Source organism: Achromobacter insolitus (assembly GCF_002209555.1).
Lineage (GTDB): Bacteria > Pseudomonadota > Gammaproteobacteria > Burkholderiales > Burkholderiaceae_B > Achromobacter > Achromobacter insolitus.
Window position 1 is genome coordinate 16000 of record NZ_NJIF01000012.1, and the last position, 14807, is coordinate 30806.

Below are 14807 nucleotides of genomic sequence, written 5' to 3' on the forward strand. Positions count from 1 at the left end.
ACATGTCTAGAGTTGCATTGGGGCTGGCGTATGACGGCTCCGCCTGGCAGGGTTGGCAGACACAGCCGCATCGGCAGACGGTGCAGGATACGCTGGAGGCCGCCCTGGCGAGTTTTTGTGGGGTAGAGGGGCCGGTGGCGACGATTTGCGCCGGCCGTACGGATACTGGCGTGCATGGCGCGATGCAGGTCGTCCACCTGGACACCTCGCTGGATAGACGGATGGAGTCCTGGGTCCGTGGCGTGAACGCCTTCCTTCCCTCCAGTATTTCGGTTCAGTGGGCGCAGCCGGTATCGGACGAATTCCATGCACGATTCTCGGCGCGCGCCCGGACCTACGTCTATTTGCTGTGGCGCGGCCGGGTACGGCCCGCGTTGTGGGCGGGCCGCGCAGGCTGGTGTTTTCAGCCGCTGGACGTCGAAGCCATGCGTGCCGCCGCGAATGTCCTGTTGGGCGAGCATGATTTTTCCAGCTTCCGCTCGTCGCAATGCCAGGCCAAGCATCCGGTGCGGCATCTATACCGGCTGGACATCGATGAGCGCGGGCCCTTCCTTGTCTTCACGCTGAAGGCGAACGCGTTCCTGCATCACATGGTGCGCAACATCATGGGCGCGCTATTGCAGATCGGGCAAGGACGCGAATCGGTGGACTGGATGGGACAGTTGCTATCCTGGCGAGACCGTAAGCGCGGCGCGCCGACATTCGCGCCGGATGGGTTGTACCTGTCCGCCATCGATTATCCGGAAGTGTTCGGACTGGCTGAACTCGATGGGGGATCGCAGTTGTTGTCGCCGTTTACTCAAACCTATTAGGGATGCCGCCGGCAACGGCGCGCCGGTCCTCATCCGATGGAGGCCTTTGCCATGCAACGCCGCGCGTTTTTGAAGCATACCGCCCTCGGCGGCGCCGCCCTGGTCGCTCCGGCGCTCGCGCAGGAAGCTCCGGTAGCCGAAGAAAACGCCAATCCGAATTCGCCGGAATCTCCGGTCGGTACGCCTGAGACGCCGCCTATCGCGCCGCAGGCCCCGGCAGCGGCCGCGCCGCAAGCGCCGGAGGTGGTGAGTGCTCCACCCAAGATAGCGTGGCGCCTGGCGTCCAGCTTCCCCAATGAGTCACCGACTTTGTTCGCCGGCGCCGAGGACGTGGCGCGTTATGTGAGCGAAGTCACGGATGGGCGCTTCAGCATCGAGATCTTTCCGGCCGGCGATCTGGTGCAGCCCGGCCAGGTGCTGGAGGCCGTGCAGCACCGCGTGGTTGAATGCGGCCATACGGCGTCGACGCGTTACTTCGATATCGACCCCGCGCTGTGCTTTGACGCCGGCGTGCCGTTTGGCTTGAACACGCGGCAGATGAATGCATGGATGACGCAAGGCGAAGGTTTGGCGCTCACGCGTGTGCTGTTCGACAAGTACAACATCCTCAATTTTCCTTGCGGCTATACCGGCGCGCAGATGGGCGGCTGGTTTCGCGGAGAGATCAAGACCGTGGACGATCTGCGCGGGCTCAAGGTGAAGGCCGGCGGTTTCGCTCGCCATGTATTGGGGCGAATGGGCGCTACACCGGTCGAGGTGCCGGTGGCCGAAACCTATGCCGCGTTGGAGCAGGGCGTCGTGGACGCCGTGGCGTGGATAGGTCCGTATGACGATGAAAACCTGGCGCTCTACAAAGTGGCCCGGAACTATTACTTTCCGGGCTGGTGGGCGGGCACGCTGCAATTGTCTTTGTATGTGAACCAGGATGCCTACGACGAACTGCCCAAGCAATATCAGTCCGCGCTGGCGCTGGCGTGCCGCATGGCATGCGCCAATATGATCGCCAAGTACGATGCCGGGAATCCGGACGCGCTACGCCGCCTCGTATCTCGGGGCGCACAGTTGAAGGCGTTTCCCAAGCCGGTCCTGCAGGCCAGCTACGAGGCATCTCTGGCCGCCTACACGGAAATGAGCGCCAAGGATCCCATGTTCAAGAAATTGTACGAAAGCATGTCGGCGTTTCGCGACAAGGAAACCCCATGGTTCCGCCTGGCCGAGGGCAGCTTCGACAATCTCGTGGCCACTTTGGGCCAGCCCACCGCGTAGTCGCGTTCTGGTTGGCGGATATACTGATTCCACCGGCCGCAGAGGGCGGCCAGGCAAATGAAGAGTGTCATGCGCACACGCATCAAGATCTGTGGGTTGACCCGTGAACAGGACATCGACGCCGCCGTTGCGGCTGGCGTCGATGCGATCGGCTTTGTGTTTTACGCCAAGAGCAAGCGTTGCCTGACGCCCATGCGCGCTGCCCAGTTGCGGCGTATGGTGCCTGCGTTTGTCGATGTGGTGGCCTTGTTCGTGAACCCGGAAGAGGCCGAGGTGCGGGCTGTGCTGGACCAGGTCAAGCCGGAGCTGCTGCAGTTCCATGGCGATGAAACGCCGCAGGACTGCGCCCGCTATGGCCACCGCTTTTTACGCGCCTTCCGTGCTGGCGCGCCCGGCCTGGAAACCGCGGAAGCCCTGGCCTCCACATGCCGCGCCTATGGCGAGGCCGCTGGCTGGCTGTTCGACAGTTATAGCGCCGGCTACGGTGGCAGCGGCCACGGTTTCGACTACTCCCTGCTCGACGAAGTGAGGGCCGATCCGGTCTCGCGGCCCCTGATCCTGTCGGGCGGCTTGACCGCCGAAAACGTCGGTCAGGCAGTGCAGTCGGTCCGGCCTTGGGCGGTCGATGTGAGTAGCGGCGTCGAGCTTGAGCAAGGAATTAAAAGTTCTGATAGAATCTCGTTCTTCGTTGCTGCAGCGCAAGCGGCAGACGCGAAGTTGAAGGGAAATTAAGTAGTAGTGTGGTCGCGAGTGTGTTGCGGTTGAAGCAGATCGGCAAAGCTTAAAAGCGGTAAAGCTTAGAGGCAGCGTCAAGAACTCTTCCAACGCGGTACGCGAAGAAGTTTTCAGTATTAAAGGCTTTGTGGTATTGAAGCTTGTGGGATGGAAGCCCGTGGGATTAAGGCTTGCAAAAAGCAAAGTGCATCAGCACGGCGCTTAGGCAAAGCTAAGACTCCCAGGTACCTGAATCCCAGCACCGAAAACTTCGAAGCGAAATAAAAAATGCAAAAAATCTTCTAAGACGATTTGCATAGTTTAAAAAAGCACTATATAATTCTTCTTCTTTGCAGGCGGTTAGCTCAGCTGGTTAGAGCGCCACGTTGACATCGTGGAGGTCGTTGGTTCGATTCCAATACCGCCTACCAAATTCCTGCAAAGTAGTGCCAAGCACTACCTGAAAAGCCGCGTAAGTCTTAGACTTTCGCGGCTTTTTGCTTTTCGTTTGCGTCGCTGCGACGACGCGGCGTCCAGACCTTTAAGCGACCGCACCGCGCGTATCGAAGGCCTGGAAGGTTGGACCGTGGTCTGGCTGCGCCTGGATTATTTATCCGCAGTTATAAACGCATTCGTTTTAGGGGCTTGGGGCGGAATGTTTTGGTGGCGCATGACGGCGTGGGTGCGTGGGGCTTGGCGCAATGGGGGAGCAGCCGCGTGTATCGCGCTTGCATACCTGTTGGCCGCGTACCAGATATTGAGAGCCGTTGATGCTTACGAGCATGTTCGCGGATTCTTGGCCGAGTACGAACATTACGAGCTGGATGAGCTCTTCCTATTGGCGGCAATGGCTTTTCCATTTTTTTGTGTCGCGCTATGGGTGCAGTCACGTCGTTTGCGCCGCGAAGTCCTGCGGCGCCAAGTACTGGACGGATACTTAAGTCAGCTACCTGGCCGAGAAAGATAATGGACGCGCGCATCACGCGCGCGGCAAGGAATCCATGTAAGCGAGGCAATTGCGGGTCGGCAAATCACCAGAATTAAGTTGAAATAAACCGCGTGAAATGGAAATATGGCGGCTGGTTTCGATCAGGGGACGGTGTGAGCGACGTAATGCCGCGGCAAGATCGACGTGGATGGCAGACGCGGTCTATCGTGCGTTGGGTGACGCTCGGGATAGTGGTGGGCTGGTTCGCATTGGTGGCCGGTGTTGCGCGATGGATGTCTCAAGGGATAGAGGTGTCGCGGCTTGACGGCCTGGCCGCCAGCGCCGAATACGAAGCCAAGATTACCGCGCGCGTCATGGATCGGCTATTTATCGAAATGGTCAGCGTGGCGAACATGGTGGCGCGGCAGGGCCAGGTGATCCAGCTCGCCATTCGATACCGCATGGATCCGCCTGGCGCGGGCGAATTGACCCGGGAGCAACGCGCGGCCCTTTTTACACGCGATCCCTTGGTGCGCAGAGTGGGCGACTTCATGAATGAACTCGCGAACGATCTGCGATACGCCCGCATTTACATGAACAATATGTCCGACGACACGGTGACGGCCAGCAACTGGGCGGAACCCGATAGTATCGTGGGCATGATTTACTCGGGCCGCGCCTATCTTGCCGACGCCTTGAGCAGAGGCACCGGAAGTTATTTTGGTATTGCCCGGCTTAACAAGAGCCCCTCATATTTCGTCGCCAGCCGTATCGAAGATTCAAACGACGTGCCGCAGGGCTCGGTAACAGTTAAATTCGATGCGCCGGATGTGGCGTTGTATCTGGCTGGACGCCACGTCGCGCTGGTCGTGAATCGCCAGGGAAGAGTTACCACGACGTCGTCCGCCCCCTTCATGTTGCGTAATGTGGCGGCGCTATTGCCCCCAGGCACGGTGTTGCCCTCCGATGGCGATGAAGATCCGGGCGAACCCATGGAGGTGCGTGCCATTTCCGGTTCTCGCCATGCAGATCAATGGCTTATCGATGGCAGACCGTACCTGGTGCGGCGCCAGCCGTTGTCCAATACCCAATACCAGTTGATTACGCTGGCGTCGCTGGATTTCCTGGCGCCGATGCGCAGGCAACATTTCATGGCGGCGGGACTGGTGGCCATGGTCGGCCTGGTCCTGCTCCTGCTTTCCGGCCACGTCGTCGGACAAATGGTGAGCCGCCGCCGGGACGAACGCCATGCCGCCAACCACGACGCGTTGACCGGCCTGCCTAACCGGCGAGCGGTGATGGCCGAACTGGAGCGATATTTCTCATTGGCGAAGCGATCGCAACGCTCGGTTCTGGTGGCGTTTATCGATCTGGACGGTTTCAAGGCCATTAACGACACCTATGGCCACGACATCGGCGACAAATTCTTGATCGAAGTCGGGCGGCGCCTGTCGGATGGCTTGCGCGCAGATGACACCTTGGGTCGATGGGGCGGCGATGAGTTCGTTGTGATCGGGCTGGGAGCGGCGCCGCCATCCGATGAGCCGAAGGATGCGGTTGATGCTTTGCGCGCGCGGCTCGCGCCGTTGCTGAGCGGGACGTACACCTTGGATGACTGCAGTTTTTATTATCCCGGAGCGAGCTTCGGGATCGTGAGTGCGGATCCGGCCGTGAGCGCGCTGCACACTGTGCTCAAGGAGGCAGATCAGCTGATGTACGCGGACAAGCAGGCGCGGCGCGACATGCAGATGGCGTAGCGAGTGCCGAACGCCGGGCGCCAGGTGTGAAGCACGGCGGCGTTGAAATCCACCTCCCCAGGCAATATACTGTATAAATATACAGTATATTGCGAGCGAAGCACATTCGGCCCCGGTTCTGGCCGAGAGGGGACGGAAGATGACCGACGTGGAATGGACACAACGGGATAACTATTACTGGCAGGGCCCATCGGGCTGGACGATTTCCCGCGTCTTCGTGGACGGAATGTGGCAGTACGAGCTGTGGTTCAGCCGCGGCAGCGGCGGCACCATTTACGGCATGCGCGCCTCTTTGGAGGGCGCGCAGGAGCTGTACCAGCAAAAGTTGCGCTAGCACTGCCCCCGTTTCACGGCCGGCCGGAAAGGGTCTGGATCAGCCACCTGCCAACGCCAGCGGCGCGACGCGTCCCGGGGGGATATCGCGTGGGGCGGAAGGCAGGCCCGGCTGTCTTTCATCCTGCAGGCGAAACACGTTTACCGCCTGGAGCAACTGCGCCGCTTGCGTCTGCAGCGCCGCCGATGCGCCGGAGGCCTGCGCGACGCGGGCCGCATTCTGCCGCGTCAGCTCTTCCATCTTGGTCACGGCCTGGTTGACTTCGTCGATGTCCGTAGTCTGGGCGCGTCCCGCATTGCCGATCTGGCTGACGATGCCGGCGACGCGCTCGATGCTGGTCACCACTTCACGTATCACGCTGGCCGCGTGGTCGGCTTGGCGAGAGCCGCTATCGGTTTTTTCCAGCGAGCCTTCGATCAGACCGCGAATCTCGCGCGCAGCGCTTGCGCTACGCTGGGCCAACGCGCGTACCTCGGTGGCCACCACCGCGAACCCACGCCCGCTTTCCCCGGCGCGGGCCGCTTCTACCGCTGCGTTCAAGGCCAGGATGTTGGTCTGGAACGCGATGCTGTCGATCAAACCGGTGATTTCGGAAATCTTTCGGGCTTCCTGCTGGATCTCGCCCATTACGGCTGCCACGCCAGCGACCGCCGAGCTGCCCGTATCGGCGACGCGCCGCGCGTCGTCGGTCAATTCCTGGGCGTGCAGCGCATTGGTGGCGTTGTCGTGCACGTTTGCCGCCAGGTCTCGCATCGATGCCACGGTACGCTCCAGGGAGCCGGCCTGCGTCCGTGTCCGTTCTTCCAGTTGCTGGTTGTCTTGCATGATGTCGCGCGATGCGGCCGACAGAGCGGTTGCCGTACTACGGACTCCACTCATGGTCCGGTGCACGGCGTCCATCGTGGCCTTGAAGCTGCGCCCCAGGCTGCTATCCATGCTGAGGCCTCCGAAGCGCAGGTCGAACACGCCGGCCTCGCGGCCGATGTGCGCACTGAGGCGGGCCAGTTCCTCGGCCGCGACCGCCGCCCGTTCCATCTCCCATGCCAGCCAACCCAGGGCGACGGCCTGCACCACGACATAAGCCGCATGCAGCAGCACCATGGGCAGGCTGGGTTCCGTGAAGCAGATCGTCCCGTAGCCCCACTGTTGGAGGAAATTGAAGGACAGGTGATGCAGCGCGATGACTACGGCCGCGCACAGGATCGTCCGCCAATCCCGATAAGCCAGAAGCAGGGAGAGCAGCACGAAGATGCCGAAATGTATTTCGGCCATGCCGGACATCAGATGGATGTGGAGGGCGGCCAGCACCATCAGGCCACAGGCCACGGCAAGGCGCGTGCTGAGCCGGCCGGGCCGCCAGAGTATCAACAGCGACGGGATGCCCGCGCCGGCCAGGCCGACGCCGATGGCGGCGCTCCATCGCCCGTATTGCGGCGCCATGCATAGTCCGACGACAAACAGCAGCCAGAGCAGGGGCAGCATGGCCCGGTCGGTCCGGCGGTAAGAGTCTTCCAGTAAATCGCTTGCGTTGCGCATGGCCTGTCCTTGCGACGGAAGCGCGGGGCTCCGCGCACGCTCGATTTTTATTCAATAATTCCAATTTGTGAATATATATTCCAAATTATTCTTCTATATTTCTCGCTTCCTCGGTTGGTCGGATCCTGATCGCCCATTGGCCCATGGCCATCGTGGAACGTTGTCCCGGCAGAAAGGGAATTGCGCGGCCCGTTTGAAGCGAGCCGATTTCCTGGGATATCCTGCTGCCCATCATGATGAGAGTACTTTGGCTCTGCCTGGGTTGCCTGATGCTGGCGTTGGGTGTGATCGGCGCGTTTCTGCCCGTCATGCCGACGACCATATTCCTGATCCTGGCGGTGGCCTGCTTTTCGCGCTCCTCGCCGCGGCTGGAGAAGTGGCTGCTGGACAGCCCGACCTACGGCCCCGCGCTGCGCGCGTGGCGCGACCAGAGGGCCGTGTCGCGCAAGGGCAAAACTTATGCTTGCCTGGGCATGGCGGTGGGGTATGTGTTGTTCTGGTGGGGCGCGCATCCGTCGTGGATGCTGGCCGCCGCCGTTGCCGTTTTTTTCCTGGCAAGCGCCGCCTACGTCGTGACGCGGCCGGCGCCGCAGGAACCAGATTCAGGCGGCGGGCAGGTCCGGCAATAGGCGGGCGCTAGTGCGAATGCCGGGGATCGCCCCGCGTTTCCACGACCTTCAAGTACAACGTGGCGGGTTCCAGGCAGCCGCCGGTTGAAAGCTGGCCGACCAGTTGCCGGTACAGCTCTTGCCAGGGCGTTTGGGATTCCGGCGCCTGGTAGGGTGGCTCCAGCTTGCGGCGTTCCATTTCGGTTTCGTCCACCAGGGCTATCACCGTGCGCTGATTCAAGTCGATGCGGATGCGGTCGCCCGTGCGCAAGAGCGCCAGGCCGCCGCCCACCGCGGCTTCCGGAGACATGTTCAGGATGGAAGGACTGGCCGAGGTGCCGCTTTGGCGGCCGTCGCCCAGACAGGGCAGCGAGTCGATGCCCCGTTTGAGCAGATGCGAAGGCGGAGCCATGTTGACCACTTCCGCGCTGCCCGGGTAGCCCACGGTGCCGGCACCGCGGATCACGAGTATGCAATGTTCGTCGATATTCAGGGCGGGGTCCTCGATGCGTGCGTGGTAGTCCTCGGGGCCATCGAAGACGATGGCGCGCGCTTCGAAGGCGTTCTCCGAGCCCGGTTCCGACAGGTACGCGCGGCGGAAGGCCTCGCCCACGACCGACATCTTGATGATCGCGCTATCGAAGAAGTTGCCCGACAGCACGATGAATCCCGCGCGGTGCTTGAGCGGCGCGTCGCAACTGCGGATAACGTCCCGGTTATTCGTTTTGGCCGTGGCGGCGATCTCGCCGATGGTTTTGCCCGAGACGGTAGCGCACGCGGTATGCAGCCGGCCGGCGGTCGCCAGCTCGTGCAGCACCGCGGGGACGCCGCCCGCGCGGTGGAAGCCTTCGCCCAGATGTTCGCCCGCCGGCACGCAATTGACCAGCAACGGGACGTCTTCGCCCAGCCGTTGCCAGTCGTCCAGGCTCAAGTCGATGCCGGCGTGGCGAGCCATGGCGATGAGGTGCGGCGGGCAATTGGTGGAAGCTCCCAGCGCCGAGGCCACGACGATGGCATTCTCGAAAGCCTGCCGCGTGAGGATGTGCGACGGGCGCAGGTCCTCGCGCACCATGTCGCAGATGCGCAAGCCGGTGGCGTAGGCCATCTGGCCGCGTTCCCGGTATGGGGCGGGAATACTGGCGCAGGTGGGCAATGACATGCCTAGCGCCTCGGCCAACGAGTTCATCGACAGCGCCGTGCCCATGGTGTTGCAGTGACCGATGGACGGCGACGAGGCGGTGGCCAGGGTCATGAAACCTTCATAGTCCAGCTTGCCCGCGGCCATCAGGTTGCGCGCATGCCAGATGACCGTGCCGGAGCCGACGCGCTGGCCGTCATGCCAGCCGTCCAGCATGGGCCCGCCGGACAGCACGATCGCGGGAATGTCGACCGTGGCGGCGGCCATGAGGCAGGCCGGCGTGGTCTTGTCGCAACCCGTCGTCAGTACAACGCCGTCCAGCGGATAGCCGTGCAGGATCTCCACTAGCCCGAGATAGGCCAGGTTGCGATCCAGCGCGGCAGTGGGGCGCCGGCCTTGTTCGGCCAGCGGGTGCACGGGAAACTCCATGGGGATGCCGCCCGCGTCGCGGATGCCTGCCTTGACGCGCTCGGCCAGCGCCAGATGGTGCCGGTTGCAAGGCGCCAGGTCGCTGCCCGTCTGGGCGATGCCGATGATCGGCCGTCCCGACTGCAATTCCTGGCGCGTCAGGCCGTAGTTGAGATAGCGCTCTACATAAATGGCCGTCATGTCGGCATGAGCCGGGTCATCGAACCATTTCTGGCTGCGCAGCTTGCGGGGAGTCTGTGACATGGGATTCTCGTTTACAGCGGTTGCGTGGCGGCCCGGCGCGTGTCCGGGCCGCTATGGCTAGTTGCGCGCCTTCTGGATCTCGTCGTTGAGCTGCTTGACCAGGTCGGGCCCGAGTTCTTGCGTGTACTTGTCGACCACGGGCTGTACCTTCTGACGCATGCGAGCCACTTCTTCGGGCGAGACGGTGTTGATCTTCATGCCGGCTTTTTCAAGCGTGGTCATGGCCTTCTGCGAGTCGGCGCGGCTGTCCTGGCGTTCAAAGTCGCGTGACGAGGCGGCCGCCTGGCGGATCAGCTTCTGTTCGTCCGCAGACAGGGTGTCCCACCATTTCTTGGACGCCATCACCACCCAGGGCGTGTACACGTGCCGGGTGATGGTCAGGTAAGGCTGCACTTCATAGAACTTGCTGCTCTGGATGGTGGTGATAGGGTTCTCCTGGCCGTCCACCGTGCGCGTCTCCAGGGCGGTGAACAGCTCGGAGAACGGCATCGGCACGGCATTCGCTCCCAGCGTGTTGAAGACGCCCAGCGCGATCTGGTTCTGCATGACGCGCAGCTTGATGCCTTGCAGGTCTTCCGCGCGCGCAATGGGACGCTTGGAGTTGGTCATGTTGCGAAAGCCGTTTTCCCAATAGACCAGGCCGACGAGGCCTTTGGCTTCCAGCTTCTTCAGCATGTCCTGGCCAAGCGGGCCATCCAGCACCGCGTCGGCTTCCTTTTCGCTGTTGAACAGGAAAGGCAGGTCGAATACGCCGAACTCCTTGACCATGCCGGCCAGCGGCGCGGTGGATCCCACCATCATTTCCTGCACGCCGCCGACCAGCGCGCCTTGCATCTGTTCGTCCGAGCCCAGGTTGGCCGAGCCGAAGGTCTTCATCTTGAGCTTGCCGCCACTGACTTTCTCGAGTTCCTGCGCCAGGTAGCGCGCGGCGCGTCCCTGGACGCTTTCCTCGTTCAGGCCATAGCCGAAACGGATCAGGCGCGGTTTGACGTCGGCGGCGGACGCGACGCCAGCAACGGCGCAGGACAGCGCCGTTGCCAGGATGAGTATGCGGGTCTTGAAACGGGTGATCATGGTGCTCCTCCTTGGGGTTTTTTTAATGCATCCAGCGTGCGGGTACGGTGATCAGCTCGGGGAAGATCACCAGCAGGACCAGCAGCAGCGTGTAGGCGACGACATAGCGCCACACGCCTCTGCAGATGGTTTCCATATTGATGCGGGCAACGCCGCAGACCACATTGAGCACGGTGCCCACAGGCGGTGTCAGCAGGCCCACGCAGCCGACCATGACGAACATCACGCCGAAGTAGACGGGGTCGATGCCCGCCTTGGTGACGACCGGCATCAGCACCGGCGCCAGGATCAGGATGGTGGGAGTCAGGTCCATCACCGTGCCCACCAGCGTCAGCAGCACCAGCAGCGCGAACATCAGCAGCTTGGGTTGGTCCAGGACTGGTTCCAGCAGCGCAATCAGGTCCTGTGGCATGTCGGCCAGCGTGATCATGTAGGACGAAACCATGGCGGCCGCCACCAGGAACATGACGATGGCAGTGGTGCTGGCGGCGTTGATGAAGAGCGGCGCCAGGTCGCGCACGCTGATTTCGCGGTAGACGAACAAACTGACCAAGAGGGCGTAGACGGCGGCGACCACGGCCGCCTCGGTCGGCGTGAAGATGCCGCCGCGCAAGCCGCCGATGATGATCACGGGCAGCATCAGCGCCCAGAGTGACTCGCGCAGCGCCTTCCAGCGCTTGCTCCAGGGTTCACGCGGCGAGGGCTTGATGCTGCCGTGCTTGCGCGCCACCCACGTCCATACCGCGACCAGTGTCAGCCCCATCATCAGCCCGGGCGCGATGCCGGCGAAGAACAGCTTGGTGATCGACACGTTGGTGGCGACACCGAAAATAATGAACGAAATCGATGGCGGGATAATGGGCGCGATGATGCCGCCCGCGGCGATCAGCCCGGAGGCCTGGCCTGCGTCATAGCCTTTCTCGCGCAGCATGGGGATGAGCAGGGAGCCCAGCGCGGCGGCGTCGGCGACGGCGGAGCCGGATAGCGCGGCCAGCAGCACGCTGGCGAAGATGGCCACATAGCCCAGGCCGCCCTGGATGTGTCCCACGAACGTGCTGGCCAGCGCGACGATTCGGCGTGAAATGCCGCCGGCGTTCATCAGCTCGCCTGCCAGCATGAACAGGGGCACCGCCATGAGGGTAAAGCTGTTGGCGCCAGACAGCATGTTCTGCGCCAGGATCTGGGTATCGAAAAAGTCGAGCTGGAACATCATGGCGATCGCGCTGAGCAACAACGCGAAGGCGATAGGCATGCCCAGGGCGATCAGCCCCAGCAGCACAAGCAGGAAGACGGTCAGGATCATTGAGGACGTCCAGGCGGGGGGAGGGGGATTGGAGGCGGCGCCGTCAGACCAGCGGGTCTTCAGGACTGGATTCCGCCGGCAAGGGCCCGCCCGCAAGGACGCGCACCAGGTCGACCAGGGTCAGAATGGCCATGGCGGCAGCGGCATAGAGCGCCGCGGCGTTGAATACCGCCAGCGACATGCCGGTGACGGGCAGCACGGTATCCAGGCCGATGATGGTCTGCGTCCAGCTGCCTTCGGCCATCAGCCACAAGACCCACAGGGTCAGCAGCTGGCAAAACACATGCGAGACGCGGCGGGCGGCGGGGCCGAAGCGTTCGACCAGCATGGAGACGCCGATATGCTGATGTGAGCGCAGCGCGATCACCGAGCCCAGGAAGATCATCCAGACGAAGGCCAGCCGCGAGATTTCGTCGGAGACATTGATACCGGAATTGAACAGGTAGCGCAGGGCGACGTTGCCGAACAGCAGCACCACCATGACGGCCAGACAGGCCACCATCAACCAGGTCTGCAACGCGAAGCACCAATCGGCGGCGCGGGCCAGCGACGACCCGCCGGGCCGCCCGGGTGGGGAAGCATGCATGTTTGTCTCCTATCCGTTTTCCGGAATTTTTAGGTTTATGCTTTGAGAAATGTTAGCGCTAACATTTTGCGTTTGGCAACCCCCTGTTTTTTGCGTCAGACTACGCGCTCACCAACCGATGCCGAGGGCCAATGTCCATCCGTAAACCCCGCAGTTCACGCGCCGGCCGTGTCACCATGCAGGACGTCGCGCGCCGCGTGGGCGTCAGCGCCATCACGGTATCGCGCGCGCTGCGCACGCCGGACAAGGTGGCGGAAGAACTGCGCCAGCGCATCGCGCGGGTGTGCCAGGAACTCGGTTACGTGCCCAACCATGCCGCCAGCGCGCTGGCATCGGCGCGCTCGCAGACCATCGTGGCGCTGATCCCGTCCTTGAGCAACGTGGTGTTCGTGGACATCATCGCGGGGATCAAGGAAGAGCTGGACCGCCACGGCTATCACATGCTGATCGGCGTTACCGGCTACTCGCCGGACGAAGAAGAATCCTTGCTGCGCAAATATCTGCAGCATGCGCCGGACGGCCTGATCCTGACCGGCATCGACCACAATCCGGGCGTCTGGGAATTGCTGCAGACGCAGGGCATCCCTACCGTGCATACGATCGAGACGCTGGATGGCGGCGAGCACATGAGCGTGGGTTTTTCGCAGTTCGATTCCGGCTATGCCGCCGGCCGCCATCTGGTGGAGCGGGGCTACCGCCGCATCGGCATCGTCGGCGCGCAGCTGGACCCACGTTCGCTGCGCCGCTGCGAAGGCTGCCGTCAGGCCTTACGCGACGCGGGCCTGTATGACCCAGCGCTGGAGATCATGACGCCGGAGAAGTCATCCATCGGCCTGGGAGCGTCGCTTCTTGAAGAGCTGCGGGCGCGCCATCCCGATTGCGATGCACTTTTCTTTTGCAACGACGACCTGGCCCAGGGGGCGGTGTTCCAGTGCGGACGACTGGGCGTGCCCGTGCCCGCAAGCATGGCCATCGTGGGTTTTCACGACGTGGCGGGCACGGCTTGGACTACGCCGCCGCTGTCGACGATCGCCACGCCGCGCTACCAGATCGGCGTATCGGCTGCGCGCCTGCTGATGCGGCATCTGGCTGGCGAGCCCGTCGCCGAACGCCATGTGGACCTGGGCTTTACGTTGGTGCAACGCGAAACCAGCTAGGCGGCGCCGTGTCGGGGGTGGTTATCAGGCCCGGCGCAGTGCCAGGAACACGCCCGACGCAATGATCAGGGCCATGCCCGCCAATGCCAGTCCGTCCGGCGGCCGCTGGAACCAGAATGTGCTGAACACCACCGCCAGCAACAGCTGAAAGTAGTTCAGAGGGGCGAGGGTGGCGGCGGATACGCGCTGAAAAGCCGAAATCAACAAGATCTGCGCCAGTCCGCTACAGGCGCCCAGGCCCGTGATGAACAGCATGTCCGACCAATCGGGCCATGGGTCCGGCAGGAAAAATGGCGCTGGCAGCCCCGTGACGATCAAGCAGATGAAGGCGGTATAGGCATACTGGACCGGGCCCGGCACCCGCCCGGAGAGCTTGCGCGTCAGGACCTGGAACACGGCATAGCTGACGGCGGACACCGCCATCAGCAGCGTGCCCAGCCAGGGCAGGTTCGAGCCGGGCCGTACGATCAGCAGCATGCCGCCGAAGCCGGCCGCCACCGCTGTCCACTGCGCCATCCGCACTCGCTCCCCCAACAACCAGGGCGACAGCGCCACCATGATCAGGGGCGAGGTGAAGTAGATGGCCGTGGCTTCCGACAGAGGCATCCAGATCAGTGCCGTCATGAAACAGGTGCCCACGGTGGCCAGCAGCAGTCCGCGCAGCACCAGCAGCGGTTTTTCGGGCGCATCGCGCAGGCGCGGGCCGCCCCGGTGTCGCCACAGCAATACCACCGCCAGCACGGCCACTGCCGAGTAGCGCATGATGTTCAGGAACGGGGCGGGGTAGCGTGCCAGCATGTGCTTGGAACCCGCGTCGAAGGTGGCAAAGGCCACCAGCGCGGCGAAGAACAGCAGGATGCCGGCCTGGCGCGCGGCGGTCGGGGAGGGCAAGGCGATTTGCGCGGAACTCATGTCGGCGTCC

Annotated in this window: 13 protein-coding genes and 1 tRNA gene; 8 read left to right on the forward strand and 6 right to left on the reverse strand. The window is 62.9% G+C overall.

The annotated features are described in order from the left end of the window. Positions 1–2 precede the first annotated feature (2 nt). From truA to CEY08_RS26290, 6 genes are all read left to right on the forward strand, one after another. Positions 3–812 carry a tRNA pseudouridine(38-40) synthase TruA gene (truA, locus tag CEY08_RS26265; RefSeq protein WP_042792894.1) on the forward strand — a complete coding sequence of 270 codons (810 nt, stop codon included), beginning with the start codon at positions 3–5 and terminating at the stop codon, positions 810–812. A gap of 51 nt (positions 813–863) precedes the next feature. Then, the gene (locus CEY08_RS26270) at positions 864–2078 is read left to right on the forward strand and encodes a TRAP transporter substrate-binding protein (RefSeq protein ID WP_088607844.1); all 1215 of its coding nucleotides are present in this window, start codon (positions 864–866) and stop codon (positions 2076–2078) included. 57 nt (positions 2079–2135) lie between these two features. Then, positions 2136–2810, forward strand: a complete 675-nt coding sequence (locus CEY08_RS26275) for a phosphoribosylanthranilate isomerase (protein ID WP_076812432.1) — start codon at positions 2136–2138, stop codon at positions 2808–2810. Between the two features lie 336 nt (positions 2811–3146). Then, positions 3147–3223, forward strand: a tRNA-Val gene (locus CEY08_RS26280). A gap of 682 nt (positions 3224–3905) precedes the next feature. Beyond that, a complete protein-coding gene (locus CEY08_RS26285) occupies positions 3906–5477 on the forward strand; it encodes a GGDEF domain-containing protein (RefSeq protein ID WP_084738520.1) in 1572 nt (523 codons plus the stop codon). 139 nt (positions 5478–5616) lie between these two features. Then, entirely contained in the window at positions 5617–5811 is a 195-nt protein-coding gene (locus CEY08_RS26290; RefSeq protein WP_042792942.1) for a hypothetical protein, read from the forward strand. Between the two features lie 39 nt (positions 5812–5850). Here CEY08_RS26290 and CEY08_RS26295 read toward each other — a convergent pair whose 3' ends face one another. Beyond that, positions 5851–7347 carry a methyl-accepting chemotaxis protein gene (locus CEY08_RS26295; RefSeq protein WP_076812438.1) on the reverse strand — a complete coding sequence of 499 codons (1497 nt, stop codon included), beginning with the start codon at positions 7345–7347 and terminating at the stop codon, positions 5851–5853. 233 nt (positions 7348–7580) lie between these two features. Here CEY08_RS26295 and CEY08_RS26300 point away from each other — a divergent pair, with 233 nt between their 5' ends. Continuing rightward, positions 7581–7976, forward strand: coding sequence for a YbaN family protein (locus CEY08_RS26300; protein ID WP_076812441.1), 396 nt, complete (start codon positions 7581–7583; stop codon positions 7974–7976). 7 nt (positions 7977–7983) lie between these two features. On the opposite strand, the gene CEY08_RS26305 is transcribed toward CEY08_RS26300, so the two are convergent. The 4 genes from CEY08_RS26305 to CEY08_RS26320 are packed head-to-tail and all read right to left on the reverse strand — an operon-like array spanning position 7984 to position 12728. After that, entirely contained in the window at positions 7984–9765 is a 1782-nt protein-coding gene (locus tag CEY08_RS26305) for an IlvD/Edd family dehydratase (protein ID WP_063640488.1), read from the reverse strand. Between the two features lie 57 nt (positions 9766–9822). Further along, positions 9823–10839, reverse strand: coding sequence for a TRAP transporter substrate-binding protein (locus CEY08_RS26310; RefSeq protein ID WP_042792944.1), 1017 nt, complete (start codon positions 10837–10839; stop codon positions 9823–9825). Between the two features lie 22 nt (positions 10840–10861). Continuing rightward, positions 10862–12142, reverse strand: a complete 1281-nt coding sequence (locus CEY08_RS26315) for a TRAP transporter large permease (protein ID WP_042792945.1) — start codon at positions 12140–12142, stop codon at positions 10862–10864. 43 nt (positions 12143–12185) lie between these two features. Then, positions 12186–12728: a TRAP transporter small permease gene (locus CEY08_RS26320; protein WP_063640487.1), complete on the reverse strand. Its 543-nt coding sequence runs from the start codon at positions 12726–12728 to the stop codon at positions 12186–12188. A 131-nt stretch (positions 12729–12859) separates the two neighbouring features. Here CEY08_RS26320 and gntR point away from each other — a divergent pair, with 131 nt between their 5' ends. Next, entirely contained in the window at positions 12860–13885 is a 1026-nt protein-coding gene (gene gntR, locus CEY08_RS26325; protein ID WP_042792947.1) for an HTH-type transcriptional regulator GntR, read from the forward strand. A 24-nt stretch (positions 13886–13909) separates the two neighbouring features. On the opposite strand, the gene CEY08_RS26330 is transcribed toward gntR, so the two are convergent. Next, positions 13910–14797, reverse strand: a complete 888-nt coding sequence (locus tag CEY08_RS26330; protein WP_063640485.1) for a DMT family transporter — start codon at positions 14795–14797, stop codon at positions 13910–13912. Positions 14798–14807: the final 10 nt, after the last annotated feature.

What these genes read in the sequence shown, in the direction of transcription:
- truA (WP_042792894.1), top strand. Translation starts at nt 3, where the DNA reads ATGTCTAGAGTTGCATTGGGGCTGGCGTATGACGGCTCCGCCTGGCAG.
- CEY08_RS26270 (WP_088607844.1), top strand. Translation starts at nt 864, where the DNA reads ATGCAACGCCGCGCGTTTTTGAAGCATACCGCCCTCGGCGGCGCCGCC.
- CEY08_RS26275 (WP_076812432.1), top strand. Translation starts at nt 2,136, where the DNA reads ATGAAGAGTGTCATGCGCACACGCATCAAGATCTGTGGGTTGACCCGT.
- CEY08_RS26285 (WP_084738520.1), top strand. Translation starts at nt 3,906, where the DNA reads ATGCCGCGGCAAGATCGACGTGGATGGCAGACGCGGTCTATCGTGCGT.
- CEY08_RS26290 (WP_042792942.1), top strand. Translation starts at nt 5,617, where the DNA reads ATGACCGACGTGGAATGGACACAACGGGATAACTATTACTGGCAGGGC.
- CEY08_RS26295 (WP_076812438.1), bottom strand. Translation starts at nt 7,347, where the DNA reads ATGCGCAACGCAAGCGATTTACTGGAAGACTCTTACCGCCGGACCGAC.
- CEY08_RS26300 (WP_076812441.1), top strand. Translation starts at nt 7,581, where the DNA reads ATGATGAGAGTACTTTGGCTCTGCCTGGGTTGCCTGATGCTGGCGTTG.
- CEY08_RS26305 (WP_063640488.1), bottom strand. Translation starts at nt 9,765, where the DNA reads ATGTCACAGACTCCCCGCAAGCTGCGCAGCCAGAAATGGTTCGATGAC.
- CEY08_RS26310 (WP_042792944.1), bottom strand. Translation starts at nt 10,839, where the DNA reads ATGATCACCCGTTTCAAGACCCGCATACTCATCCTGGCAACGGCGCTG.
- CEY08_RS26315 (WP_042792945.1), bottom strand. Translation starts at nt 12,142, where the DNA reads ATGATCCTGACCGTCTTCCTGCTTGTGCTGCTGGGGCTGATCGCCCTG.
- CEY08_RS26320 (WP_063640487.1), bottom strand. Translation starts at nt 12,728, where the DNA reads ATGCATGCTTCCCCACCCGGGCGGCCCGGCGGGTCGTCGCTGGCCCGC.
- gntR (WP_042792947.1), top strand. Translation starts at nt 12,860, where the DNA reads ATGTCCATCCGTAAACCCCGCAGTTCACGCGCCGGCCGTGTCACCATG.
- CEY08_RS26330 (WP_063640485.1), bottom strand. Translation starts at nt 14,797, where the DNA reads ATGAGTTCCGCGCAAATCGCCTTGCCCTCCCCGACCGCCGCGCGCCAG.